Origin of the sequence: Pelagibius sp. CAU 1746, from assembly GCF_039839785.1 — a bacterium.
Lineage (GTDB): Bacteria > Pseudomonadota > Alphaproteobacteria > Kiloniellales > Kiloniellaceae > Pelagibius.
On the sequence record NZ_JBDOQT010000001.1, the window covers coordinates 1,957,221 to 1,980,960 of the forward strand.

Here is a 23,740-nt window from a genome sequence, read left to right on the forward strand (position 1 = left end):
GTGCGCCGTCGCCGCAAGTCCTGGGGGTGCGGGGACGGCCGACGGCGGACGTCAGGCGGCGTCGTTCTCCACCCTGGGCGGGGCCAGGCGGCTGCGGCCCAGGGCGACGGCCTGCAGCAGGTCCTGCAGGCCGAGGCCGTCGCGCCGCAGGACGGCATGGATCAGGGGATCGCGCAGGAGGTCCTCCACCGAGGGTTCGCCGACGATCCAGTCGGCGGTTTCCCCCTGGGGCTTGCGTCCGGGCGGTTCCGCACCGGGCCGCTCTCGCCGGGCAGGCTCCCGCTGGGCCACGGAGACGGCGGGCCGCCGGGCGGCGGTTTTCCGGACCGCATGCTGTTCGATCATGAATTCTGCCTTTCAGATTGCGTTGCGTCCCCTTGCGGGACGCGGTTGCCGATCGAAACTTCCCCTCACGCAACGCCACTTTGGCCTTTGCCCTATATTGGCCCGCAGGCATGAGAATGATCTGACCTATTTGTGACAATCAGGTCTCAATCGGCCGGCTGGGACTGCCGATGAGCCGGGCTTGCGGGCCAGCCGGAAGCTCGACGCTCCGCCGCCGGTTTTCGCAGGGGCGGGCCCGGGGGTGACACGATTGTCATTCCGCGGACAAATCTCCGTAACCTCGGCTCTCTATCCTGCGCGGTGCCGCGGGCGCGCCTTTGACCTTCCGGCCGGTTTCGCGAAATGGCCGGTCTCCTATGGAAGGGTCGCGGCCGGCGGCGCTGTGAGGTGTTCGGGGAACCGGCCTGCACCCCCTAAGGCCGGTAGCCGGCCGGGTGTCCGCGCCCCGCGGCAGGGATCGCAGCTTCGGGTGCGAATTCCGGCCTTGCAGCGGTTCGAGAGCCCCAGCTCACTCAGGGCCGGGCCCCAGGCGGCCCGGTCTTTTTTCGCGCTTTCCCTCATTCCCGCTTTCGCCGCCGGTTGAAGCGCAAGGAGGCCACTTTGAACTGGCGCTTCCGGGCGTTCGTGGTAGCGTAGCTTCTTGTGCGCGGCGGTTGCGGGCCACCTTCCGGCTGCACGCGGCGCTGCGATATGAAGCGAACAACAAGAACTCAGGCGAGGCATCTTCATGTTACGCAAAGTCACCGCCGCTGCGGCGGCCCTGGTCGTTTCCACGTCACTGGCTTCCTTGTCCACAGCCGCCGCGGCCGAATTCAGCCCGGCCGTGGTTTTCGACATGGGCGGCAAGTTCGACAAATCCTTCAACGAGGGCGTCTACAACGGTGTCGAACGCTTCAAGAAGGAATCCGGTCTCGAATACCGCGAATTCGAGGTCACCAACGAAACTCAGCGCGAGCAGGCGCTGCGGCGCATGGCCCAGCGCGGCGCCAATCCGGTGGTCGGCGTCGGTTTCGCGCAGGCCCCGGCGTTGGAGAAGGTGGCCAAGGAGTTTCCGGATACCCATTTCGCCATCATCGACGCCGTGGTGGATCTGCCGAACGTGCGCTCCATCGTGTTCAAGGAGCATGAAGGTTCCTTCCTGGTGGGCATGATCGCGGCGCTGAAGTCCCAGACCGGCAAGGTCGGCTTTGTCGGCGGCATGGACATCCCGCTGATCCGCAAGTTCGCCTGCGGCTATGAGCAGGGCGCCAAGTTCGTCAGCAAGGACACCGAAGTGGTGCAGAACATGACCGGCACCACGCCGGCGGCCTGGAACGATCCGACCCGGGGCTCGGAGCTGGCCAAGAGCCAGTTCGACCGGGGCGTCGACGTGGTTTATGCCGCCGCCGGCGGCACCGGGGTCGGCGTCTACCAGACGGCCGAAGACAGCGGCAAGCTGGCCATAGGGGTCGACTCCAACCAGAACTACCTGCACCCCGGCACCATGCTGACCTCCATGCTGAAGCGCGTCGACGTGGCCGCCTATACCGCCTTCAAGGACGCCCATGACGACAAGTGGACTTCCGGCATCCAGGTGCTGGGTCTGGCCGAGGACGGTGTCGGTTGGGCGCTGGACGAGTACAACAAGGATCTCATCACCGACGAGATGAAGGCCAAGGTCGAGGCTGCGTCCGCCGATATCGTCGCCGGCAAGCTGCAGGTCCACGACTACATGGCCAGCGACAGCTGCAGCTACTAGTTTCCGGCCGGTAGGCCCCGTCCGGTCCTGCGCCGGACCGGGGCCTCCGGGCGGCTGCAGGGGGTCTCGTGGCTGAAGACACGCATATAGCGCCCGGCGCACAGCCCGGCCAGGACGCTGCGCCGCCGGCCATCGAGCTGCGTCACATCAACAAGGCCTTCGGCGCGGTTCAGGCCAACAAGGACGTCTGCCTGACCGTCCGGGCCGGCACCATCCACGGCATCATCGGCGAGAACGGCGCCGGCAAGTCGACCCTGATGAGCATCCTCTACGGCTTCTACGAGGCCGATAGCGGCGAAATCCTCATCGGTGGCAAGCCGACGCCGGTCCGCACGTCGCGCGACGCCATCGACGCGGGCATCGGCATGGTCCACCAGCACTTCATGCTGGTCGACACCATGAGTGTGGTGGAGAACATCATGCTGGGGGCGGAATCGGGCGCCATCCTCACCTCCAGCGTTGCCAAGGCCCGTGCCGAGCTGGAACGCCTGGAGCGCGACTACAGCCTGGATGTCGATCCCGACGCTCTGGCCGGCGAGTTGCCGGTGGGCCAGCAGCAGCGCGTCGAGATCTTGAAGGCGCTCTATCGCGGCGCCGAGATCCTGATCCTCGACGAGCCGACCGGCGTCCTGACCCCGCAGGAAACCGACCAGCTTTTCCGCATTCTCGATTCGCTGCGCCGGCAAGGCGTGACGGTTGTGCTGATCACCCACAAGCTGCGCGAGATCATGGCCATCACCGACAACGTCTCGGTCATGCGCGGCGGCGAGATGGTCGCTGACCGGGTCACGGCGGAGACCAGCAAGGAAGAGCTGGCCGAGCTGATGGTCGGCAGGAAGGTGCTGCTGCGGGTCGAAAAGCAGGCGCCGAAGGTCGGCGACACCGTGCTCTCGGTGGAAGACCTGACTTTCATCGACCGGGCCGGCGTGGCTCGCGTCGACCATGTGAGCTTCCGGGTGCGCGCCGGCGAGGTGGTCGGCATCGCCGGGGTTTCGGGCAACGGCCAGAGCGAGCTTCTGGAACTACTTTCCGGCATCCGCCCGGTTACCTCCGGCCATTTTGAGCTGCTGGGTGAGCGCTTCTCGGCGACGCGCGCCCTGGATCCGGCCACCATGCGGGCGATGCGAGCCGCTCACGTGCCGGAAGACCGTCTGCGCAGTGGCCTGGTGCGCGGTTTCGAGGCCGAGGAATCGGCGATCCTCGGCTATCACCGCGACCCGGCCTACAACAGCGGACTTTTCATGAAGGGCGAAGCGATCCGTGCCGACTGCGCCAAGAAGATGGCCGACTTCGATGTGCGCCCCCAGGCCCCGGCACTGAAGACGGCCAACTTCTCCGGCGGGAACCAGCAGAAGATGGTGCTGGCGCGCGAGCTGTCGCGCCGCCCGCGCCTGCTGCTGGTGGGCCAGCCGACGCGCGGCGTCGACATCGGCGCCATCGAGTTCATCCACAAGAACCTCATCGCCATGCGCGACGCCGGCAGCGCGGTGCTGCTAGTTTCGGTGGAACTGGACGAGATCATGTCGCTCAGCGACCGCATACTGGTGATGTTCGAGGGCCGTATCGTCGGCGAGGTGCCGGCGGCGCAGGCCGACGAGCGTCTGCTGGGCCTCATGATGGCCAACGCGGCGACGGAAGAGGAGGCGCTGGCCACCCATCCCGGCCTGCCCGGCGCGATCGCGGTGGGGCCGGAATGAGCACCGCTTCCGTCAAGATACCGGTCTGGATCGACGTCGGCCTCATTCCGCTGGTCAACATCGCCCTGGCTTTCCTGGTTTCAGGCGTCATCCTCTTCGCCATCGGCGTCGACCCGCTGCAGGCGGTGGAGATCATCCTCTATGGCGCCTTCGGCTATGACGAGGCTCTGGGCTACACCCTCTACTACACCACCAACTTCGTCTTCACCGGGCTGGCCGTGGCCGTCGCCTTCCACGCCGGTCTCTTCAACATCGGCGGCGAGGGCCAGGCCTACATCGGCGGCCTGGGCGTCGGGCTCGGTATCCTGGCGCTGGACCCCTATCTGCCCTTCATCGTCCTCCTGCCGCTGTCGATCCTGCTGGCCGCCGCCTTCGGCGCCGCCTGGGCCGCCATCCCCGCGTACCTGCAGGCCTATCGCGGCAGCCACATCGTCATCACCACCATCATGTTCAACTTCATCGCCGCGGCGCTGATGGTCTATCTGATGGTGAACGTGTTGATCCAGCCCGGCAACATGTCGCCCGAGAGCCGTGAGTTCGCCGAGGCCGGACATCTGCCCTTCGTGCATGAGATGTTCGGCTGGTTCGGCATTGCGGTGACTCCCTCGCCGTTGAATCTGTCCGCCGTTTGGGCGGCGGTCTGCTGCGTGCTGGTCTACCTCTTCATCTGGCGTACTCGCTGGGGCTATGAGATTCGCACCGTCGGGGCCAACGAGACGGCGGCGGTCTATGCCGGTATCGATCCGAAGAAGGTGGTCATGTTGGCCATGTGCGTCTCCGGCGCGCTGGCAGGCTTCGTCGGCATCAACGAGGTCATGGGCGTTCACCACCGCCTCCTGCTGAACTTCACCGCCGGCTATGGCTTCACCGGCATCGCCGTGGCGCTGATGGGGCGCAACCATCCCATCGGCATCGTCCTGGCCAGCCTGTTGTTCGGCATGCTGTACCAGGGCGGCGCCGAGTTGGCCTTCGAGGAACCCAAGGTGACCCGCGAGATGGTGGTGACCATCCAGGGCCTGGTGATTCTCTTTTCCGGTGCGCTGGCCTACATGATGAAGGGGCCGGTGGAGCGGGCCTACCTGCGCATCGTCGGCATGACGCAGCGCCCGGCGGCGCAGGAGGGTTAGACGGTGACCGACCTTCTCCTGAACCTGCTGCTCTCTTTCGACGCCACCCTGCGCGTCGCGACGCCGCTGGTGTTCTGCGCCATGGCCGGGCTGTTCTCCGAGCGCTCCGGCGTGATCGATATTTCCCTGGAGGGCAAGATGCTGGCGGCGGCCTTCGCGGCGGCCAGCATGGCCGCGGTCAGCGGCTCGGCCTGGCTGGCCTTGGGGACCGGCATTGCCGTTTCCATCTGTCTGGCGCTCCTGCATGGCTTTGCCTGCATCACTCACCGCGGCGACCAGGTGGTCAGCGGCGTCGCCATCAACATCCTGGTTTCCGGATTGACGGTGGTGCTGGGCACCGCCTGGTTCGCACGCGGCGGCCAGACGCCGTCGGTGCCCAATAGCGCGCGCTTCACGCCCATCACCCTGCCGGGCGCCGAGGCCGTGGCGGACGTGCCCGTTCTCGGCGCGATCTACAGCGAGCTGATTTCGGGCCACAACCTGCTGGTCTACGTCGCCTTCGCCATGGTGCCGCTCACCTGGTGGGTGGTCTACCGCACCCGCTTCGGCCTGCGCCTGCGGGCGGTGGGCGAGAACCCCAACGCGGTCGACACGGCGGGAATCTCGGTCGCGCGGCTGCGCTATACCGCCGTGCTTTGCGACGGCGTGCTCTGCGGCTTCGCCGGCACCTACCTCTCCATCGCCCAGAACGCCGCCTTCGTGCGCGAGATGACGGCGGGGCAGGGCTACATCGCGCTGGCCGCCCTCATCTTCGGCAAGTGGCGTCCGCTGCCGGCCATGCTGGCCTGCCTCATGTTTGGCTTCCTGGACGCCATCGCCATCCGCCTGCAGGGCGTCGAGCTGCCGGTGATCGGGCCGATCCCGGTGCAGCTCATCCAGGCGTTGCCCTACGTGCTGACAGTGGTGCTGCTGGCCGGCTTCATTGGCCGCGCCGTGGCGCCCAAGGCCATCGGCAGGCCCTATGTGAAGGAACGCTGAACCATGAGCGCGGACCTGATCGAGGCGGCGGTCGCCGCCATGTCGAAAGCCTATGCGCCCTATTCGAACTTCTCCGTCGGCGCCGCGGTGCGCGGGGCCAGCGGCAAGGTCTATGCCGGCTGCAACGTGGAGAACGCCGCCTATCCGGAGGGCTGCTGCGCCGAAACCTCGGCCCTCTCGGCCATGGTCATGGCCGGCGAGACCCGCGTCACCGAGGTCGCGGTGGCGGGCGCGGGCGACAAGCTGGTGACGCCCTGCGGCGGCTGCCGCCAGCGCCTGCGCGAGTTCGCCGCCGACGCGGTGGCGATTCACATCTGCGGGCCCGAGGGCCTGCGCAAGACGGTGACCTTGGGCGAGCTGCTGCCGCTGTCCTTCGGTCCCGATAACCTGGACAGGGAGTGAGCATCCGCATGTTCGAGGCGGCGGCCGCGACGGCCGATCTCATCCGCAAGCAGATCCCGGAAGCGCCGGAGGTGGCGCTGGTCTTGGGCTCCGGCCTGGGTGCGGTGGCCGAGGCGGTGGAGCGGAAGGTGATCCTGCGCTACGCCGACCTGCCGGGCTTCCCGCAGCCCTCGGTCGCCGGCCACGGCGGCAGCCTGGTGCTGGGACGGCTGGCGGGGCGCCGCGTCGCGGTGATGCAGGGCCGCGCCCACTACTACGAGTGCGGCCGCGCCGACGGCATGAACCTGGCGCTGACGACGCTGAAGGAACTGGGCTGTGCACGCCTGATCCTCACCAACGCCGCCGGCAGCCTCGACCCCCAGGTAGGGCCAGGGCGCCTCCTGCTGCTGCGCGACCACATCAACTTCGCCGGGGTCTCGCCGCTCTTCGGGCTGGCGGGCAACGCGCGCTTCGTCAACCTGGTGGACGCCTACGACCCGGCGGCGCGAGAGCAGATTCTGGATGTTGCCGGGCGTCTCGGCATCGCGCTCAGCGAGGGCGTCTACGTGTGGTTCTGCGGCCCGCACTTCGAAACGCCGGCGGAGATCAGGGCGGCGCAGGTGCTGGGCGGCGACGCGGTCGGCATGTCGACGGTGCCCGAGGTGATCGTCGCGCGCCTGCTGGACCTCAAGGTCACGGCGCTCTCCATGATCACCAACCTCGCCGCCGGCCTGTCCGGGGAAAGCCTGTCGCACGAGCACACCATGAAGCATGCCACGGCGGCGGCCGGCGACATGACCCGCCTGCTGACCGCCTTTCTGGAGGAGCTGAGCGATGTCTGACCAAGCCGAGCAGCGCAAGGCGGTGGCGGCGCGCGCCATCCGCCTGCTCGACCTGACCAGCCTGGGCGACAATGACGATGTCGAAACGGTGTCCGTCCTGTGCAACCGCGCGCTCACCGCGCCGGGGCCGGTCGCCGCCGTCTGCATCTGGCCGCGCTTCATCACCGAAGCGCGCGGCCTGCTGGAGCACAGCGGCATCCGCGTGGCGGCGGTCGCCAACTTTCCCGCAGGGGGCGGCGACATCGCCGAGGCGGTGAAACAGACCGAGGACATCGTCAACAACGGCGCCGACGAAGTGGACCTCGTCATGCCCTATAACCGCTGGCTGGCGGGCGACACCGCCGCGGCGCTGGACATGATCGCCCTCTGCAAGAAGGCCTGCGGCGAACATGTGCTGCTGAAGGTGATCCTGGAAACCGGCCGCCTGGGCGAGACGAAAAAGATCTACGAGGCCAGCCGTGACGCCATCGCCGCGGGCGCGGACTTCATCAAGACCTCCACCGGCAAGGTCGAGGTCTCGGCGACCCTGGAGGCCGCGGAGGCCATGCTGCAGGCCATCAAGGACAGCGGCCCCCAGACAAGTCGGGATGTCGGCTTCAAGGCCGCCGGCGGGATCCGCGATACCGAGACGGCGGGGCAGTATCTGGCGCAGGCCGACCGCATCATGGGGGAGGGCTGGGCCAATCCGCGCCGCTTCCGCTTCGGCGCCAGCGGCCTGCTCGACGACCTGTTGGCGGCTCTGGGGGTTGCATCCGCCCCACCGGATATGTCACGGACTTACTGATGGCTTTCCTGCCGCAGGAGATCATCCGCCACAAGCGCGACGGCGCGCGCCTCTCGGCCGAGGAGATCGAGGCCTTCGTCGCGGGCATCGCCAAAGACAGCTTGAGCGAAGGGCAGATCGCCGCTTTCGCCATGGCGGTCTTCCTCAACGGTATGACGCCGGAGGAGACCGTGGCGCTGACCCGCGCCATGACCGCCAGCGGGCGGCGCATCGACTGGCAGGATGCAAATCTTCCGGGCCCGGTGCTGGACAAGCATTCCACCGGCGGCGTCGGCGACAAGGTGAGCCTGATCCTGGCGCCGGTCCTGGCCGCCTGCGGCGCCTTCGTGCCGATGATCTCCGGGCGCGGCCTCGGCCACACCGGCGGCACCCTGGACAAGCTGGAGTCCATTCCCGGCTACCACACCGCGCCGGACATCGTGCGCTTCCAGCAGGTGGTGTCCGAGGCGGGTTGCGCCATCATCGGCCAGACCGCCGACCTGGCCCCCGCCGACAAGCGCCTCTACGCGGTGCGCGACGTCACCGCGACGGTGGAATCCATTCCTCTCATCACCGCCTCCATTCTCTCCAAGAAGCTGGCCGCCGGGCTGGGCGGCCTGGTGATGGACGTGAAGGCCGGCAACGGCGCCTTCGCCGCGACGCCGGAGATGGCGCGCGACCTGGCGGAGAGCATCGTCTCGGTGGCGGCCGGGGCCGGGCTGCCCACCACGGCTCTCATCACCGACATGGATCAGCCCCTTGGGCGCTCCGCCGGCAACGCTCTCGAGGTAATGGAGTGCGTCGAACTCCTGGTCACCGGACAGGGCGATCGGCGCCTGCGCGAGGTGACCCTGGCCCTGGCGGCCGAAATGCTGCTGCTCGGTGCGCTGGCCGACGACCGCGGGAGCGCGCTGGCCAGGGCCGAGGACGCCCTGGTCTCGGGCCGGGCCGCCGAACGCTTCGATGCCATGGTGGCCGCACTCGGCGGGCCAGCCGATTTCCTCGCGCGCGCCCGGGAGATCCTGCCGCGCGCGCCGGTCCGCCGAGCGGTGCAGGCCAAGGCGGCCGGTGTGGTCGGCGCGATCGACACCCGCGCCGTCGGCTTGGCGGTGATCGAGCTGGGCGGCGGGCGGCGCCGCGTCGAGGATGCCGTCGATCCCGCCGTCGGCTTCGACGATATCGTGCCCCTGGGACAGACGGTTTCGGCGGCCGACCCCCTGGCCGTGGTCCACGCAGCCGACGAGGCCGGCGCCGATGCGGCGGCGGCGCTCTTGCAGAAAGCCTTCCAGATCGGCGAGACTGGACCGGAACCGTCTCCGGTCGTCCATCAACGCATCACCGCGGAGGATGTCTGAAGAGCATGTTCGCCCCGACTGCTGCCCGCCAAACCTCCGAGCCGCCGCGCTTCGCCGCGCCGCCGGGCGGCCGCCTCACCGCGCAGATGCGCGAGGCTTACGCGCGTGACGGTTTCCTGGTGCTGGAGCATATGGTCGCCGCCGCAGACTGCGACGCGCTCATGACCCGGGCCGAGGAACTGGTGGCGGCCTTCGATCCCGGCGAGGTCGCCAGCATCTTCTCGACACGCGGGCAGGTGCACGGCCGCGACGACTATTTCCTGGCGTCCGGCGACAAGATCCGCTTCTTCTTCGAGGAAGAGGCATTCGACGCGGCGGGCGAGCTGCGCCAGGACAAGCGCCTGTCGATCAACAAGATCGGCCATGCCCAGCACGACCTGGACCCGGTCTTCTCGCGCTTCTCGCGCCTGCCGCAGCTGGCGGCCCTGGCCGGCGACCTGGAACTCGCCGAGCCGCTGCTGCTGCAGTCGATGTACATCTTCAAGCAGCCGCGCATCGGCGGCGAGGTGGGCTGGCACCAGGACTCGACCTTCCTCTACACCGAGCCCCTGAGTGTTACCGGTCTGTGGTTCGCCCTGGAGGACGCGACGCTGGAGAACGGCTGCCTCTGGGCGCTGCCCGGCGGTCACGCCGGCCCCTTGCGCGAGCGCTGGCGGCGCAAGGACGGAGCTCTGGCGATGGAGCGATTGGACACCTCACCCTGGGATGAAAGTCTGGCCGTGCCGCTGGAGGTCCCCAAGGGATCGCTGGTGGTGCTGCACGGCAAGCTGCCGCACGGCAGTGCGCCCAACCGCTCGGCGCGCTCGCGCCACGCCTATACCCTGCACCTCATCGACGGCGCCTGCCGCTATCCCGAGGACAATTGGCTGCAGCGCGGCCCCGGCATGCCGCTGCGCGGCTTCGCGGCGCCCTGAAGGAATTTTTGTCGAAACGTTTTCTTTCAGCTTTTCAACAGGGGAAACGAAGATGTTTGATCAAAGGATAAAAATCGCCTTCGCCGCTTCCGCTCTTGTCCTGCTGCTCGCCGCCCCGTCTGCGGCGGAGCCGGTCAAGCTGACCCTCCTGCACATCAACGACATCGACCGCATCGAGGATTCCAAGGGCCGCGGCGGTCTGGCGCGCCTCATGACCTTGGTCAATGAAGAGCGCGCGGCGGCGGCCCACGCGATCTTCACCCACGGCGGCGACACCATCTCGCCCTCGCTGCTGTCCGGCTTCGACAAGGGCGCCCACATGATGGACCTCTTCAACGAGGCCGAGCTGGACATCATGGTCCTGGGCAACCACGAGTTCGACTTCGGCGCGGCGGTGACGCGCGCGCGCGTCGCCGAGGCGCGTTTCACGATCCTGGGGTCCAATGCCATGACGGACGGCACGCTGCTGGAGGGCACCCTGGCCACCTGGACCGCCGAGGCCGGGCCCTACACCGTCGGCTTCCTGGGACTGACCACGCCGGAGACGCCGGAGATCTCCAGCGCCGAGGGCGTCACTTTCGAGCCGCTGGTCGCCACCGCGCGCAAGCTGAGCGACAATCTGCGCGAAAACGGCGCCGACCTGGTGGTCGCTCTGGCCCACACCGGCATCGCCGAGGACCTGGAGCTGGTCAACGGCGACAGCGGCATCGATATTCTGTTGTCCGGCCATGACCACCTGCAGATCACCTACTACAACGGCCAGCGCGCCTTCGTGGAGTCCGGCTCCCAGGGCGAGAACCTCATGGTGGTCGAGGTGACCATGGACACGGTCGACAACCGCGGCAAGCAGACCTTCGTCTGGACGCCGCAATTCCGCATCCGCTCCACCGCCGGCGTCGAGCCGGAGGCCGCCATGGCCGCCAAGGTGCAGGCCTACCTCGACAAGCTGTCGAAGGAGTTGGACATTGCCGTCGGGAAGTCGGCGACGCCGCTGGACAGCCGCCGCGCCTCGGTGCGCGGGGAGGAAACCGCCATCGGCAACCTCATCGCCGATGCGATCCGTCAGGGCGTGGCCGCCGACGTGGCCATCACCAACGGCGGCGGCATCCGCGGCGACAAGACCTATCCCGCCGGGGTAACGCTGACCCGCCGCGATATCCAGACCGAACTGCCTTTCGGCAACCGCACGGTGAAGCTGGAATTGACCGGGGCGCAGCTCAGGGAAGCGCTGGAGCACGGGGTCAGCAGAGTCGAGGAGGGCGCCGGGCGCTTTCCCAGCACCTCCGGCCTCGCCATGACGTGGAGCCGCAAAGCGGCGCCGGGGGCACGGGTGACGTCGGTCAGCGTCAACGGCAAGCCGCTGGACCCGGCCGCGACCTACACCGTGGCGACAAACGACTTTCTGGCCAAGGGCGGCGACGGCTATACCGTCTTCACCCAGGGCAAGACCCTGATCGACGCCGCCGCGGCCAAGTACATGGCCACCATGGTCATGGACTTCGTTGCCGCCGCCGGCGAGGTCGCGCCCAAGGTGGAGGGCCGCGTCAAGGCGGTGGAGTGAGGGAACAGATTTGACCTTATGCTGAGGAGGCGCGTCAGCGCCGCCTCGAAGTACGAGGTCAAATCTGGTACCTCGCCTCACCCTGAGGAGGGCTGAAAGCCCGTCTCGAAGGGCGAGGCGAAATCCTGATGGGAAAGCAGAATGATCGATACCGTCGCCTTCGATGCCGACGACACGCTGTGGCACAACGAGCACCTGTTCCAGGACACCCAGAAGGCCCTGGAGGCGATCGTGCAGCGCTACCGCCCGGGCGAGGACATCCACGACGCGCTCTTCACCGTGGAGATGAAGAACCTCGCGCTCTTCGGTTACGGCATCAAGGGTTTCACGTTGTCCATGGTGGAGGCGGCCATTCAGATTACGGGGTGCCGCATCACGGCGGAAGATATCCACGAGATCGTTGGGCTCGGCAAGGCCATGATGGAGGCGCCGGTCGACCTGCTGGACGATGTCGAGCGGACCCTGGACGCGGTGAAGGGGCGCTTCCGCGTGATCCTCATCACCAAGGGCGACATCGTCGACCAGACGAGCAAGATCGAACGCTCCGGCCTGGCCGGCCACTTCGAGCAGGTGGAGATCGTGCCGCGCAAGGACGCCGGCGTTTACCACGCCATCTTCCAGCGTCACGGCATCGCGCCGGAGCGCACAGTCATGGTCGGCAACTCCATGCCCTCGGACGTGTTGCCTATCCTGGAGCTGGGCGGCCACGGCGTGCACGTGCCCTACGCCCTGCTGTGGGCCCACGAGGCCCACGACGAGGATCCCGAGAGCGAACGCTTCCACCGCCTGGAGCGCCTCGGCGAGTTGCCGGGCCTCCTGGAGCGCCTGCGCGGCGGACAAGGCTGAGGGGAGGCTTTCGTGAAACACCACGGCGGCTGCCACTGCGGCGCCATTGCCATCACCTACGAGAGCGACGTGGCGCCGGAGGAGACCGAGGTGCGGGCCTGCCAGTGCAGCTTCTGCCGCAAGCATGCCTCGCGCGCGGTGTCCGACCCGGCCGGCAAGGTGACGCTCACCCTGCGCGATGAGGACGCCGTGCAGCGCTACCGCTTCGGCCTCGGCATCGCCGACTACTATCTCTGCGGGCGCTGTGGGGTCTACGTGGCCGCGGTCATGCCCGACGGGGAGCGAACTTATGCGGTCGCCATCATAAACGCCTTTGCTGACAGCGCCCGCTTCACTCGGACGCTGATTCTCTCCGACTACTCGGCGGAGGACGAGACGGGACGCCGCCGGCGCCGCCGCGAGCGCTGGACTCCGGCTGAGATCGTCGTCGCTTAGCTGCCGCTGGCCGCTTTGCTCGGCCCGCGGAAGCGCTGGCGGTATCGGGCGGGGGTGATGCCGGTGTGCCGCTTGAAGAGGCGGCGGAAGAAGGCCGGGTCCTCGTAGCCGACGGTGGCGCCGACCTGCTCGGTCGGCCAGTCTGTGGTCTCCAGGTATTCCTTGGCTTCCTCCACGCGCAGGGTCTGCACATAGACGACCGGCTTGAAGCCGGTGGCCGCCTGAAAGCGCCGCTTGAAACTGCGCTCCGGCAGGCCGGAACGCTCGGCCATGCGGCTGACCGGGTTGGGCGCGGCATAGTGTTCGGCGATCCACTGCTGGCAGTCGGCGATCGCCTGGTCGTCGTGGGGGCGCGGCTTGACCATGGCGGCGTAGGGCAGTTGACCGTCGCTGCGGTCGCCGATCAGGAAGGCTTTGGCCATGCGCCGGGCCTCCGCGTCGCCGCAAAAGCGCGCGATGAGATGCAGCACCAGGTCTTCCCAGGAAGCGGCGCCGCCGCTGGTAAGAATGCGTCCCCCCGGGGCATCCGGCAGCATGAGGTCCTTGACGCTCAGCTTCACCGCCGGGAAGTGGGTGGCGAAGAGGCGTTCGAAGGCCCAGTGCGTGGTCGCCGTCCGGCCGTCGAGCAGGCCGGCTTCGGCGAGAAGGACCGAGCCGGTGCAGACGGCAGCCACCACGGCGCCGCCCTCGTACTGCTGCCGGACCCAGGCGGCGCTCTCCGCCCAGGCGCCACGCGGATCGAAATCGATGGGAATCGCCAGATCGGACACCACCACGAGATCGCTTTCCGGCCGCTCGGCCAGGGCCGCCTGCGGGGCGACCGGCACGCCGCCCCAGCAGCGGAAGGGCTCGCGCGACGGGGAGACGATCTCCACGGCCATGGTCGGGCCGGCCTCGGTTTCGCCGGTGATCTGCGACCACAGGCGCCCGGCGCTCGAAAGCACGTCATAGAGCCCGTAGAGCACCGAAGCGGAGCTTTCGGGCAGCGCCAAGATAGTGACGCGGATGGGATTTTCGGACTGGTCCGATCTTCCTGCGGGGGCGGCCATGGCCGGAGGCCTCGCTGTCGTGGCAGAAACGCCTCTGTTTCGGCGTTTCTCCCACTTACCTTCTTCCGGCGCGTTCTGCAATCTCTCCCCGCCGCATTGAAGTTCGCCGCGCCAATTCGAGAGTGAGATTCGACATGATGGAAGCGACACGCGCCCTGCCGGCCTTCGACGAGGCCGCTGCGGAGGCTTTTGCCGAACGCATGGCCGGGATGGTCAACACCGCGGCCGTGACGGTGATGATTTCCCTGGGCCATCGCAGCGGCCTCTTCGACACCCTGGCCGGCTTGCCGCCCAGCACCTCGGCGGCCATCGCCGACGCGGCGGAACTGTCGGAGCGCTACGTGCGCGAATGGCTGGCCGCCATGGTGACCGGCGGCATCGTCATCTATGACGTGAAGACTGGAAGCTATTGCCTGCCGGCCGAGCACGCCGCCTGCCTGACCCGCGATGCGCCGCTGGGCAACCTCGCGGTGGCGGCCAACGCCATCCCGGTGATCGCCGCCGCCCACGACCGCATCGTGGAATGCTTTGAGACCGGCGAGGGCACCCGTTACGAGGACTATCCCTGTTTCCACCAGATGATGGCCGAGGACAGCGGCCAGACCGTGGTGGCGCAGCTCTTCGACCTCATCCTGCCGCTGGCCCCGGAACTGCCGGGCCGCCTGGCCGAGGGCATCGACGTGCTGGATGCGGGCTGCGGCAGCGGTCGGGCCCTCATCGCCATGGCCGCGCGCTATCCCAACAGCCGCTTCACCGGCTACGACCTCTGCGCCGACGCCGTTGCCGGGGCGCAGCAGGCCGCCAGGGCCGCCGGGCTGGAGAACATCCGCTTCGAACGGCGCGATCTCACCGGCTTCGACGAGAAGGACGCCTACGACCTCGTGACCTCCTTCGACGCCGTACACGACCAGAAGGACCCGCAGGGCCTATTGAAGGGCCTCTACGGCGCGCTGCGGCCCGGCGGCGTCTACCTGATGCAGGATATCGGCGGCTCGGCGAAGCTGGAAAACAACCTGGATTTCCCCATGGCCGCCTTTCTCTACACCGCCTCCTGCATGCACTGCATGCCGGTCTCCCTGGGCCAGGGCGGCGCAGGCCTCGGCACCATGTGGGGCTGGGAAACGGCGCTGGAGATGCTCAAGGAAGCGGGCTTCGCAGCGCCGGAGAAATCGACCTTCGACCACGACCCCTTGAACGTCTGGTTCGTCTCCCGTAAGGCCTAGTCTCCCGACTGCCTTGCGGGCGCAGGGAAGGGCGCGACTGCGGCGAATAGTGCCCTTCCCTGTTCCTTCTGGCCCCCGTCCTTGACGGGAGGCCTCCCGCAGGTTATGGAATGAGCGTTCCATAACTGAGCGCGGAGGAAGCCGGCCCATGGCCCGGCCCCGCAGATTTGAACGTGAAGAGGTGGTGGAGAAGGCGCTGGGCGTCTTCTGGCGCCAGGGCTATCAGGCGACCTCGGTGCAGGACCTGGTGGACGCGACCGGCCTCAACCGCGGCAGCCTCTACGACACCTTCGGCGACAAGCACGGCCTCTTCCTGGAGGTGGTGGAGCACTACCGCAGCCACGTCAGCGCCCGGCGCCTCGCCAAGCTGGAGGAGCCGGGGCCGGCGCGCGAGAAGATCGCCACCTTCTTCAAAGAGGTCATCGAGTTCTCGGTCGGCGAGGGGCGCCTGCTGGGCTGCCTCATGACCAACGCCGCCATCGAGCTGGCGCCGCACGACCGCGACACCCGGCTGGCCGTGGCCGCCAACATGGCGGCCATGGAGGCCGCCTTCCGCCGGGTGCTGACCCGCGCCCGCAAGGAGGGCGAGATCGGCGCCGGGAAGTCGCCCGCCGACCTGGCGCGCTTCCTCACCGCCACCGCGAACGGCCTGCGCGTGATGGCCAAGGTGTCGCCCGAGCGGGCCGCCCTGCGCAGCGTGGTGCGCATCGCACTCGAATCGCTCGATTGAGTTTTTTTGACCTGTTTTTGAATGATCGTTCCAGAAATCAGATGCAAGAGGATGTCAAGAACATGCTGAAGACACGCCACCCCGCCCCTGAAATGTCCTTTCCGCTGCTCGACGGCGGCACCTGGACCTTGTCGGAGCGCAAGCCCGAAAGCCTCTCCATGGTGGTGACCTACCGGGGCGCTCACTGTCCGCTATGCCGGAACTACCTGCAGGACCTGAACCGGCGCATGAGCGAGTTCAAGGCGCGAGGCGTCGACGTGGTCGCGGTGAGCGGCGATGGCAAGGAGCGTGCCGAGATGGCCAAGAAGGATTGGGAACTCTCCGAAGTACCGGTCGCCTATGGCCTCAGCATCGAAAAGGCGCGGGAACTGGAGCTGCCGATCTCGACCAGCCGCGGCAAGACCTCGATCGGAATAGAGGAACCGGCACAGTTCAGCGAGCCGGGCCTTTTCCTGATGAAGCCGGACGGCACGCTCTATGCCGCCTACATCCAAACCTTGCCCTTCGCTCGTCCGCCGCTGGACCAACTTCTGAAAGCCATCGATTTTATCAAGGAAAAAGACTACCCCGCCCGCGGCGAGGCCTGAGCGTCTCGCCGCCGCGTCCGGAGCCGGCGGGCGACGGGGCGTTGGAGAAAAGGGGGCCGGGCAGCGGACGCGGCAGGTCCGGCCCCCCTCGCGGATGCCGATGACGACCGCGCTCCGCAAGCCCAGCGCAAGACGGCGCTGAGTTGCCCTTCGGGGAGATTACGCCAGAGGTACATGTCGGCATCGTCCCTGAGGCGGTCGAAGTGCCGCGCAGCGCCGCGGGGCGGGCGGGCTGCCGTGGCGCCGCGTAAACCGCCTTTGCCGGCGCCAGGAGCCTTCTTGTCGAGACGGACTTCTAGAAGGCTAGGGTGCATCGGTCGGACCCCGGAATCCGTCTTGCTGAAGGGACGACCATGATGCGAATGATAATGATTGTCAATCGCGCTGGTCTGTGTAAGATCGCGCCTCGAGCCTTTGCTTGCCAGGGCCGTTCCTTCCACCGGGGCGGCCTTTTTCCGGCAGCTTTGTTAAGAATGCGTGTTATTAGCGATTAGGGCGATGACGCGCGCCAGCGATGTGAAGAGGGGAAGTCAACCGATGAAAATGTTGCAGACAGCCGCCCGGAGCGCGCTATTGGCCACGGTGCTGGCTGTGGGGCCGCTCGCCGTGCCGCTGAGCGCGGCGGAGGTGGACAAGCGGGCGGTCCTGAAGACCTACGCGGATATCGCCCATGCCGCCTACGAGGACTCACTGCTTACCGCGCGGACGCTGGACAGCGCGGTCGACGCGCTGATCGCCAATCCCTCCGACGTCACCCTGGCAGCGGCGCGCGAGGCCTGGATCGCCGCGCGCGTGCCCTACCAGCAGACGGAGGCCTATCGCTTCGGAAATGCGGTGGTCGACGACTGGGAAGGCAAGGTCAACGCCTGGCCGCTGGACGAAGGTCTCATCGACTACGTGGACGAGTCCGCTTACGGGAGCGAATCCGACGAGAACCCGATCTACACCGCCAATGTCATTGCCAACGAGACGCTGCGCGTGAACGGCCAGATGGTCGACGCCGGAAAGATCGACAAGACGTTGCTCGCGGAGGTGCTGCACGAGGCCGAGGAAGTCGAGGCCAACGTGGCCACCGGTTACCACGCGATCGAGTTTCTGCTCTGGGGCCAGGACCTGAACGGTACCGGCCCGGGTGCCGGCAAGCGTCCGGCCAGCGACTTCAGCAAGACCAGCTGCACCGGCGGCCACTGCGAGCGCCGGGCGGCCTATCTGAAAGCGGCGACCGGCCTGTTGATCGACGACCTGGAGGACATGGTGGCGCTCTGGGCGGCGGACGGCGGGGCGCGCGGCGGCCTGCTGTCGGGCGCGCCCGACGCGGGCCTGGCCGCCATGCTGACCGGTATGGGCAGCCTCTCCTACGGCGAACTGGCGGGCGAGCGCATCAAGCTGGGCCTCATGCTTCACGATCCCGAGGAAGAGCACGACTGCTTCAGCGACAACACTCACTACTCGCACTACTACGACCAGCAGGGCGTCATCAACGTCTACACCGGCAGCTACACCCGCGTCGACGGCAGTGTCGTGTCGGGCCCGAGCCTCGCAAACCTGGTCGCCGCAAAGGACGGCGCGGTGGACCGCGACCTGCGCGGCAAGCTCACGGCGACCAAGGGCACCATGCAGGCCATGGTCGACCGCGCCGAGACGGTCGAGGCCTACGACCAGATGATCGGCGAGGGCAATGCCGAGGGTAACGCGGTGATCGAGGCCGTGGTGCAGGCGCTGACCGACCAGACCAAGGCGATCGAGCGCGCCGTGGCCGTACTCGACCTCTCGGCCATCGCGTTCGAGGGGTCGGACAGCCTCGACGACCCGCAGGCCGTGTTCCAGTGATCGCTGGGGAAACGGCCCGGAGAGCAGGCGCTCTTCGGGGTTTGTGCTGAGTAAAGAAAGCGATGAACTATCCTAGCGCGGCCCTCCTGGGTCTTCTGTTGATGACGGGCGGGCCGGAGAGATTCGAGCGGCAGTGCGGGGGGGGCCGGCAGCCATGGCTGCCGCCCCGACACCTGCTGAAAAGGCGCGTATCGAAGCGGCGATCGCGCCGACGGAGGACTTCACCGGGCCGGAGAGATTCGAGCGGCAGTCCGGCGGTGCGGCGACCTCCGTCAATGCGGTCAACGGCGATGCCTTCTCCCATCCCTCCGCGAACATGAGCTTCGAGCGCGAGCTCGATTTCAAGATCGGCAACGGCCTCTTCCGGCGCCTCTGGGTTTCCGCGCCGGCTTCGACCACCTCGGCCGACGGCTTGGGGCCGCTGTTCAATGCACGTTCCTGTCAGCGCTGCCACCTGAAGGACGGGCGCGGCCATCCGCCGGCCTCGGCGCAAGACTCGGCGGTCTCCATGCTGCTGCGCCTCAGCATCGCGCCGCAGAACGACGAGCAGCGTGCCTTGCTGGCCAGCGGCCGCGCTGGAGTGATTCCCGAGCCGACCTACGGCGGCCAGTTGCAGGATCTGGCGATCAAGGGGCACAAGGCCGAAGGCAGGATGCACATCGAATACGAGGAGATGGAGGTGGTGCTGGCCGACGGCACCAAGGTCTCGCTGCGCCGCCCCACCTACACGATCACCGATCTCGCCTATGGCCCGCTGCACCCCGACATCATGATCTCGCCGCGCGTTGCGCCGCCGATGATCGGCCTCGGTCTGTTGGAGGCCGTCCACGACGAGGACATCGAAAGCCATGCCGATCCGGCGGACGCGGACGGCGACGGCATCTCCGGCCGCGTCAACAGGGTCTGGGACGATGTACGGCGGAGGGTGGTGCCTGGCCGCTTCGGCTGGAAGGCGGGCCAGCCCAACTTGCTTCAGCAGAGCAGCCATGCCATCAACGGGGACATCGGCCTTTCCGCGCCGACCATGCCCGCGGCCGCGGGGGACTGCACCGAGGCGCAGGTCGCCTGCAGGCAGGCGCCCAACGGCGACAGCCGCCAGCACGACGGCCTGGAGGCTTCGGCGGAGATGATGGATCTCATTGCCTTCTACAGCCGCAATCTGGCGGTGCCGGCGCGCCGGGACTTGGACGACCCGCAGGTCCTGGCCGGCAAGCAGGTCTTCTACGAGAGCGGCTGCATCGCCTGTCACCGGCCCAAGTACGTGACGCGGCGCGACGCCCTGGGCGAGGAGCAGTCCTTTCAGCTCATCTGGCCCTACAGCGACCTGTTGCTGCACGACATGGGCGAGGGCCTTGCGGATCACCGCCCCGAAGGCCGGGCATCCGGCCGGGAATGGCGTACGGCGCCTTTGTGGGGGATCGGCCTCACCGAGAGAGTGAACGGCCACACCCAGTTCCTGCACGACGGGCGCGCCCGCAACCTGCTGGAAGCGATCCTCTGGCACGGCGGCGAGGCGGAAGCCGCCAAGCAGGAGGTGGTGGACCTGCCCGCCGAAGCGCGCGAGGCGCTGCTGGCATTCCTGCGGACGCTGTGACCGGCGGTCCGGTTTGGGAGACTTAGTTATGCGATTCTGGCGCAGGCTCAAGACGGCGGCGACGATCCTGCTGCTGGCGCTGGGCGGTCAAACGCTGCCCGCCGCGGCGGCGGCGCCCGACTATGCGGCGCTCAACGCCGCGTTGGTCGACAGCTACGTCATCCCCCATTACGCGGCCTTCGCCGAGCGGACCGCGGTGCTGGAGGCTTCGCTGCGGGAGGCCTGCGCCGACGGCCGCCTGGAGGCACGCGAAAGCGCCGCCGCCTACAACGATGCCATGGATGCCTGGATGGCCGTGCAACACCTGCGCTTCGGGCCCGCCGTGCTGTTCCTGCGCTACGACCGCATCGAGTTCTGGCCGGACAAGCGCGGTACCCTGCGCCGTCACCTGGCGCGGATGCTCTCCCAGCGCGATACCAAGGCCTTGGAGCCGCGGGCCTTCGCCGAAGGCAGCGTCGCGGTACAAGGATTCCCGGCTCTGGAGCGGCTGCTGTTCGACGATGGCGATGCGGTCCGGGCATCGCCGCTCGCCTGCCCTCTGGCCTTGGCCATCGGCGGCAACCTGCGCGGCATCGCCGGCGCACTGCTGGCCGATTGGCGGGACGGCGGTTCTTCCTACGCGCAGGTCGTCAAGTCGGCGGCTGACGGCAATGAGCACTACTTCGATGCCAAGGAAGCTTCGCTCGAGTTCGCCAAGGCCCTGCGCGGCGCTCTTCTGCTGGTGGAGGACTACAAGCTCGGCCGGCCTCTGGGCGACGAGCCGGCGTCGGCCCGGCAGACGCGGGCCGAGTCCTGGCGCGCGTCGCGCTCCCTGCGCAATGTCCGCATCAATATCGAAGCCGCCCGGGCGCTCTATCGGGGCACCGGCGCCGTCAGTCTTTCCTCGCTGCTGCGCGAGCAGCCCGAGGGCGCGGGGCTTGACCGGGCGATCGGCGCCGCGTTCGAGCGCCTGTCGGCCGCGCTGGCGGCACAGCCGGAGTCTCTGGCCGTGGCCCTGCGGCAGCCGGATGGCTGGGAAAAGCTGGATGCCGTTCGCGCCGAAACCGGCCGGCTCATGGAACTGCTCAGCGGACCGCTTTCGGAGGTTCTCGATCTGCCAATCGGGTTCAACAGCTATGACGGCGATTGAGAGACGCCATTTTCTGGCCGCTGCCGCCGGGCTCCTGGCGGCCGGGGGCCTGCGCTGGACGGGGGCGGAAGCGGCGTCGTCCGCGCGCTATGTCGTCAGCGCCTGCGCCGCTGGAGATGGCGGGACACTGGCCCGCGTCGTCCGCGACGACGGTCATGTGGTCGCCACTCTGCCGCTGCCCGGCCGCGGGCACGGCGCGGCGCGGCGTCCGGCAATGCGCGAGGTCGTCGTCTTCGCGCGCCGGCCGGGCCGCTTCGCGCTGGCCTTCGATCCCCTGTCGCCGGACCCCGCCCGCCGGATCGATGCGCCGCCGGGACATCACTTCTACGGCCACGGCGTCTTCAGCCCCGACGGCCGCTGGCTCTTCGCCTGCGAGAACGACTACGGCAAGGGGCGCGGCCGTATCGGCGTCTACGATGCCGATGCCGCCTATCGCCGCGAAAGCGAGCTGGAGGCCTATGCCATCGGGCCGCACGAGATGGTGCTGATGTCCGACGGCCGTACGCTCGCCGTGGCCAACGGCGGTATCCTGACCCATCCGGACAAGGGCCGGCGCAAGCTCAACATCGACAGCATGCAGCCCGCGCTGACCTACATCGACACGGCCTCCGGCGCGCTGCTGCACGATCATCGCCTGGCGCCGGACCTGCACCAGCTCTCGATCCGCCATCTGGCTGTCACCTCCGACGACGAGGTCGGCTTCGTCATGCAGTTCGAGGGACCGCGCAACCGCCTGGTGCCGCTGGTCGGCCTGCACCGGGGCGAGGAGGAGATCTTCCTGCCGGAGGCGGACGAGACGGTCCTGCGGGCCATGCGCCAATATTGCGGCAGCGCGGCTGTGGACGTCTCCGGCCGGGTGCTGGCGGCCTCGGCGCCGCGCGGCGGCTGCGTCACCTTCTGGTCGATGGCCGGGTGCAGCTATCTCGGGGCTGTCGAGCTGAGCGACGGCTGCGGTGTCGCCGCTTCGGGCGGGCCAGGCGGATTTCTGCTGTCGAACGGCCACGGCAGGCTGCTGCGCTACAATGCGCTGAGCGGCGAGATGCGGCGCCTCGATGACCCGGCGGCGATGCCGGTGCTTTGGGACAACCACTTGCTCGCCTTCGCGCTGTGAAGGACCGGCTCTCGCGGGCCCGCAATGCGGGCTCAGGTCTCGGCCGGTCCTTTCAGGTTGAGACAGAGACCCGAGTAGAGCACGGGGCCCGTGGGCGCGGCGGGGGAGGCCCCGGCGTCCTCCAAGGTGACCGCCAGGGATTCCGACGTCTTGATGGCGGTCCAGCCGTCGTCGTCCAGCGGCAGGCGTAGCACTTCGCCGCTGCTCACCTGCAGCAGCGGGCGGACGCTGCCGCTGTCGCGCTCCACCGCCCAAACCTGGAAGGTCTTGCCGGCGCTGGGCGAAAGCTCCCGCAGCGGTTCCACGACCACACGCCAGGGGCCCTTGAAGGCGGTCACCACCATGACCGGCTGGCTTGCGTCGTCCTCCAGGACGGCGACGTAACTGGGGCTGGCTTGCCGCGGCGTATCCCGGGCGACCTGGTCTTCTTCCCAGGGCGCCACGGTCTCCAGGGCGGCATAGCCGGCGAGCAAGATCGCGAAGACGGCGGCCACGGCGCCGAAAGGGCGCCAGAAGGCAAGGCTGTTCCAGAAACCGCCGCGCCCCGGCGCGGACCTGCCGTCGGGACTCACGCGCTTGCGAATTGCTTGCCATACCCGCGCCGGCGGCTGCACGGCAGGGGTGGCGTCGCTCAGCGGCGTCAGGTGATCTTCCCAGGCCTCGACGCGGCGGCGCAGGTCAGGGCGCGAACGCATCAGCACCTCGAAGCGGCGCCGCGCGCGACCGTGCAGCGCGCCGGCCACGTAGGCGCTGGCCAGGGCTTCCTGCAGGTGGGGATCGTCGTATCTCATTGACCCACCCCCTTTTGCTCAAGGCATTCGCGCAGCTTCATCAGACCTCGGCGAATCCATGTCTTGACGGTGCCGGCCGGCCGTTTCATGCGGCCCGCGATCTCGGTCGGTGTCAGGCCTTGGTGGTAGGACAGAAGAATGCAATCCCGCTGCTCTTCGCCCAACCGGCCCAGGCAGGCGAGAACCTTCTGCATCTCCTCGCTGGTCTCCGCGCTGGCCGCCGGGTTGTCGGCACTGGTGCGCCGGTCCTTCGCCGCGGTCCATTCCTCCTCGGCTACGCGATAGTCGGCCCGCCGCAGCAGGTCCAGGGACTGGTTTCGAACGATATTGATCATCCAAGTCATCGGCCGCCCTCGGCCGGGATCATAGCTGCCGGCGTGCCGCCATACCTTCACGAAGGCCTCCTGCAGGGCCTCTTCGGCCCAAGCCTCCCGCCGTAATATACGCAAGGCGATGCCGAAGAGTTTCGCGGACGTCGCCTCATAGAGTTCGCCGAAGGCCGCCTGATCGCCAAGGCTGCAGCGCGACAGCAACCACGCCAGGCGTTCTGAGGACTCCCGGCCCGGCATCTCGCGGGGCGCCGTGGGGTTCTTGGGTGCAATCGGATGGGTCATACGCTCAGGTTCTTTCTCCAGCCGCTGGCGCCCGGCCAATTTCGCAGACCGCTCCTCCCCGGGCAACGGCACCCAGGCCACAGGGGGGCGGAGCCGTTGG

23 protein-coding genes are annotated in these 23,740 nt (G+C 68.1%); 19 read left to right on the plus strand and 4 right to left on the minus strand.

Annotated elements, in window-relative coordinates:
* Positions 1–51 precede the first annotated feature (51 nt).
* Positions 52–345: a hypothetical protein gene (locus tag AAFN88_RS09215; protein WP_347519992.1), complete on the minus strand. Its 294-nt coding sequence runs from the start codon at positions 343–345 to the stop codon at positions 52–54.
* Positions 346–1,072: 727 nt separating this feature from the next.
* On the opposite strand from AAFN88_RS09215, the gene AAFN88_RS09220 reads away from it, so the two are divergent.
* From AAFN88_RS09220 to AAFN88_RS09275, 12 genes are all read left to right on the plus strand, one after another.
* The gene (locus tag AAFN88_RS09220) at positions 1,073–2,083 is read left to right on the plus strand and encodes a BMP family ABC transporter substrate-binding protein (protein ID WP_347519993.1); all 1,011 of its coding nucleotides are present in this window, start codon (positions 1,073–1,075) and stop codon (positions 2,081–2,083) included.
* A 68-nt stretch (positions 2,084–2,151) separates the two neighbouring features.
* Positions 2,152–3,780, plus strand: a complete 1,629-nt coding sequence (locus tag AAFN88_RS09225) for an ABC transporter ATP-binding protein (protein WP_347519994.1) — start codon at positions 2,152–2,154, stop codon at positions 3,778–3,780.
* Positions 3,777–4,907 carry an ABC transporter permease gene (locus AAFN88_RS09230; protein ID WP_347519995.1) on the plus strand — a complete coding sequence of 377 codons (1,131 nt, stop codon included), beginning with the start codon at positions 3,777–3,779 and terminating at the stop codon, positions 4,905–4,907. The genes AAFN88_RS09225 and AAFN88_RS09230 overlap by 4 nt, the downstream gene beginning before the upstream one ends.
* A gap of 3 nt (positions 4,908–4,910) precedes the next feature.
* The gene (locus AAFN88_RS09235; protein WP_347519996.1) at positions 4,911–5,885 is read left to right on the plus strand and encodes an ABC transporter permease; all 975 of its coding nucleotides are present in this window, start codon (positions 4,911–4,913) and stop codon (positions 5,883–5,885) included.
* A 3-nt stretch (positions 5,886–5,888) separates the two neighbouring features.
* Complete coding sequence (gene cdd / locus AAFN88_RS09240) at positions 5,889–6,287, plus strand: cytidine deaminase (protein ID WP_347519997.1); 399 nt, start codon at positions 5,889–5,891, stop codon at positions 6,285–6,287.
* 8 nt (positions 6,288–6,295) lie between these two features.
* A complete protein-coding gene (locus tag AAFN88_RS09245; RefSeq protein WP_347519998.1) occupies positions 6,296–7,108 on the plus strand; it encodes a purine-nucleoside phosphorylase in 813 nt (270 codons plus the stop codon).
* Positions 7,101–7,892 carry a deoxyribose-phosphate aldolase gene (gene deoC, locus AAFN88_RS09250; protein WP_347519999.1) on the plus strand — a complete coding sequence of 264 codons (792 nt, stop codon included), beginning with the start codon at positions 7,101–7,103 and terminating at the stop codon, positions 7,890–7,892. The genes AAFN88_RS09245 and deoC overlap by 8 nt, the downstream gene beginning before the upstream one ends.
* The gene (deoA, locus tag AAFN88_RS09255) at positions 7,892–9,226 is read left to right on the plus strand and encodes a thymidine phosphorylase (RefSeq protein ID WP_347520000.1); all 1,335 of its coding nucleotides are present in this window, start codon (positions 7,892–7,894) and stop codon (positions 9,224–9,226) included. Before deoC ends, deoA begins: the two co-directional genes overlap by 1 nt.
* Before the next feature lie 5 nt (positions 9,227–9,231).
* Positions 9,232–10,140 (plus strand): phytanoyl-CoA dioxygenase family protein, encoded by a 909-nt coding sequence (locus AAFN88_RS09260; RefSeq protein WP_347520001.1) that lies wholly within the window; start codon positions 9,232–9,234, stop codon positions 10,138–10,140.
* Between the two features lie 52 nt (positions 10,141–10,192).
* Positions 10,193–11,701, plus strand: a complete 1,509-nt coding sequence (locus tag AAFN88_RS09265; RefSeq protein ID WP_347520002.1) for a bifunctional UDP-sugar hydrolase/5'-nucleotidase — start codon at positions 10,193–10,195, stop codon at positions 11,699–11,701.
* Positions 11,702–11,842: 141 nt separating this feature from the next.
* On the plus strand, positions 11,843–12,547 hold the full coding sequence (locus AAFN88_RS09270; RefSeq protein WP_347520003.1) for an HAD family hydrolase: 705 nt from the start codon (positions 11,843–11,845) through the stop codon (positions 12,545–12,547).
* A gap of 12 nt (positions 12,548–12,559) precedes the next feature.
* Positions 12,560–12,982, plus strand: coding sequence for a hypothetical protein (locus AAFN88_RS09275; RefSeq protein ID WP_347520004.1), 423 nt, complete (start codon positions 12,560–12,562; stop codon positions 12,980–12,982).
* Here AAFN88_RS09275 and AAFN88_RS09280 read toward each other — a convergent pair.
* A complete protein-coding gene (locus AAFN88_RS09280; RefSeq protein WP_347520005.1) occupies positions 12,979–14,031 on the minus strand; it encodes a helix-turn-helix domain-containing protein in 1,053 nt (350 codons plus the stop codon). The genes AAFN88_RS09275 and AAFN88_RS09280 overlap by 4 nt on opposite strands.
* A 134-nt stretch (positions 14,032–14,165) precedes the next feature.
* Here AAFN88_RS09280 and AAFN88_RS09285 point away from each other — a divergent pair, with 134 nt between their 5' ends.
* The 7 genes from AAFN88_RS09285 to AAFN88_RS09315 all read left to right on the plus strand — a co-directional run bounded on the left by AAFN88_RS09285 (position 14,166) and on the right by AAFN88_RS09315 (position 22,235).
* Complete coding sequence (locus tag AAFN88_RS09285) at positions 14,166–15,254, plus strand: class I SAM-dependent methyltransferase (RefSeq protein ID WP_347520006.1); 1,089 nt, start codon at positions 14,166–14,168, stop codon at positions 15,252–15,254.
* 148 nt (positions 15,255–15,402) lie between these two features.
* Positions 15,403–15,984 carry a TetR/AcrR family transcriptional regulator gene (locus AAFN88_RS09290; RefSeq protein ID WP_347520007.1) on the plus strand — a complete coding sequence of 194 codons (582 nt, stop codon included), beginning with the start codon at positions 15,403–15,405 and terminating at the stop codon, positions 15,982–15,984.
* Between the two features lie 62 nt (positions 15,985–16,046).
* Complete coding sequence (locus AAFN88_RS09295; protein WP_347520008.1) at positions 16,047–16,571, plus strand: peroxiredoxin-like family protein; 525 nt, start codon at positions 16,047–16,049, stop codon at positions 16,569–16,571.
* Positions 16,572–17,108: 537 nt separating this feature from the next.
* Positions 17,109–18,401, plus strand: coding sequence for an imelysin family protein (locus AAFN88_RS09300; RefSeq protein WP_347520009.1), 1,293 nt, complete (start codon positions 17,109–17,111; stop codon positions 18,399–18,401).
* A gap of 154 nt (positions 18,402–18,555) precedes the next feature.
* Entirely contained in the window at positions 18,556–19,995 is a 1,440-nt protein-coding gene (locus tag AAFN88_RS09305; RefSeq protein ID WP_347520010.1) for a di-heme oxidoredictase family protein, read from the plus strand.
* A gap of 28 nt (positions 19,996–20,023) precedes the next feature.
* Positions 20,024–21,124 (plus strand): imelysin family protein, encoded by a 1,101-nt coding sequence (locus AAFN88_RS09310; protein ID WP_347520011.1) that lies wholly within the window; start codon positions 20,024–20,026, stop codon positions 21,122–21,124.
* The gene (locus AAFN88_RS09315) at positions 21,111–22,235 is read left to right on the plus strand and encodes a DUF1513 domain-containing protein (RefSeq protein ID WP_347520012.1); all 1,125 of its coding nucleotides are present in this window, start codon (positions 21,111–21,113) and stop codon (positions 22,233–22,235) included. The genes AAFN88_RS09310 and AAFN88_RS09315 overlap by 14 nt, the downstream gene beginning before the upstream one ends.
* Positions 22,236–22,267: 32 nt before the next feature.
* On the opposite strand, the gene AAFN88_RS09320 is transcribed toward AAFN88_RS09315, so the two are convergent.
* Together AAFN88_RS09320 and AAFN88_RS09325 are read right to left on the minus strand one after the other, a co-directional pair.
* Complete coding sequence (locus tag AAFN88_RS09320) at positions 22,268–23,026, minus strand: anti-sigma factor (protein WP_347520013.1); 759 nt, start codon at positions 23,024–23,026, stop codon at positions 22,268–22,270.
* A complete protein-coding gene (locus AAFN88_RS09325) occupies positions 23,023–23,679 on the minus strand; it encodes a sigma-70 family RNA polymerase sigma factor (RefSeq protein ID WP_347520014.1) in 657 nt (218 codons plus the stop codon). The genes AAFN88_RS09320 and AAFN88_RS09325 overlap by 4 nt, the downstream gene beginning before the upstream one ends.
* Positions 23,680–23,740: the final 61 nt, after the last annotated feature.

Excerpts from the sequence above, each read along its gene's own strand:
- AAFN88_RS09300 (WP_347520009.1), top strand. The coding sequence starts at position 17,109 with ATGAAAATGTTGCAGACAGCCGCCCGGAGCGCGCTATTGGCCACGGTG.
- AAFN88_RS09290 (WP_347520007.1), top strand. The coding sequence starts at position 15,403 with ATGGCCCGGCCCCGCAGATTTGAACGTGAAGAGGTGGTGGAGAAGGCG.
- AAFN88_RS09320 (WP_347520013.1), bottom strand. The coding sequence starts at position 23,026 with ATGAGATACGACGATCCCCACCTGCAGGAAGCCCTGGCCAGCGCCTAC.
- AAFN88_RS09270 (WP_347520003.1), top strand. The coding sequence starts at position 11,843 with ATGATCGATACCGTCGCCTTCGATGCCGACGACACGCTGTGGCACAAC.
- deoC (WP_347519999.1), top strand. The coding sequence starts at position 7,101 with ATGTCTGACCAAGCCGAGCAGCGCAAGGCGGTGGCGGCGCGCGCCATC.
- AAFN88_RS09305 (WP_347520010.1), top strand. The coding sequence starts at position 18,556 with ATGGCTGCCGCCCCGACACCTGCTGAAAAGGCGCGTATCGAAGCGGCG.
- AAFN88_RS09230 (WP_347519995.1), top strand. The coding sequence starts at position 3,777 with ATGAGCACCGCTTCCGTCAAGATACCGGTCTGGATCGACGTCGGCCTC.
- AAFN88_RS09215 (WP_347519992.1), bottom strand. The coding sequence starts at position 345 with ATGATCGAACAGCATGCGGTCCGGAAAACCGCCGCCCGGCGGCCCGCC.
- AAFN88_RS09315 (WP_347520012.1), top strand. The coding sequence starts at position 21,111 with ATGACGGCGATTGAGAGACGCCATTTTCTGGCCGCTGCCGCCGGGCTC.
- AAFN88_RS09220 (WP_347519993.1), top strand. The coding sequence starts at position 1,073 with ATGTTACGCAAAGTCACCGCCGCTGCGGCGGCCCTGGTCGTTTCCACG.
- AAFN88_RS09265 (WP_347520002.1), top strand. The coding sequence starts at position 10,193 with ATGTTTGATCAAAGGATAAAAATCGCCTTCGCCGCTTCCGCTCTTGTC.
- AAFN88_RS09280 (WP_347520005.1), bottom strand. The coding sequence starts at position 14,031 with ATGGCCGCCCCCGCAGGAAGATCGGACCAGTCCGAAAATCCCATCCGC.
- AAFN88_RS09245 (WP_347519998.1), top strand. The coding sequence starts at position 6,296 with ATGTTCGAGGCGGCGGCCGCGACGGCCGATCTCATCCGCAAGCAGATC.
- cdd (WP_347519997.1), top strand. The coding sequence starts at position 5,889 with ATGAGCGCGGACCTGATCGAGGCGGCGGTCGCCGCCATGTCGAAAGCC.
- AAFN88_RS09310 (WP_347520011.1), top strand. The coding sequence starts at position 20,024 with ATGCGATTCTGGCGCAGGCTCAAGACGGCGGCGACGATCCTGCTGCTG.
- AAFN88_RS09260 (WP_347520001.1), top strand. The coding sequence starts at position 9,232 with ATGTTCGCCCCGACTGCTGCCCGCCAAACCTCCGAGCCGCCGCGCTTC.
- deoA (WP_347520000.1), top strand. The coding sequence starts at position 7,892 with ATGGCTTTCCTGCCGCAGGAGATCATCCGCCACAAGCGCGACGGCGCG.
- AAFN88_RS09285 (WP_347520006.1), top strand. The coding sequence starts at position 14,166 with ATGATGGAAGCGACACGCGCCCTGCCGGCCTTCGACGAGGCCGCTGCG.
- AAFN88_RS09295 (WP_347520008.1), top strand. The coding sequence starts at position 16,047 with ATGCTGAAGACACGCCACCCCGCCCCTGAAATGTCCTTTCCGCTGCTC.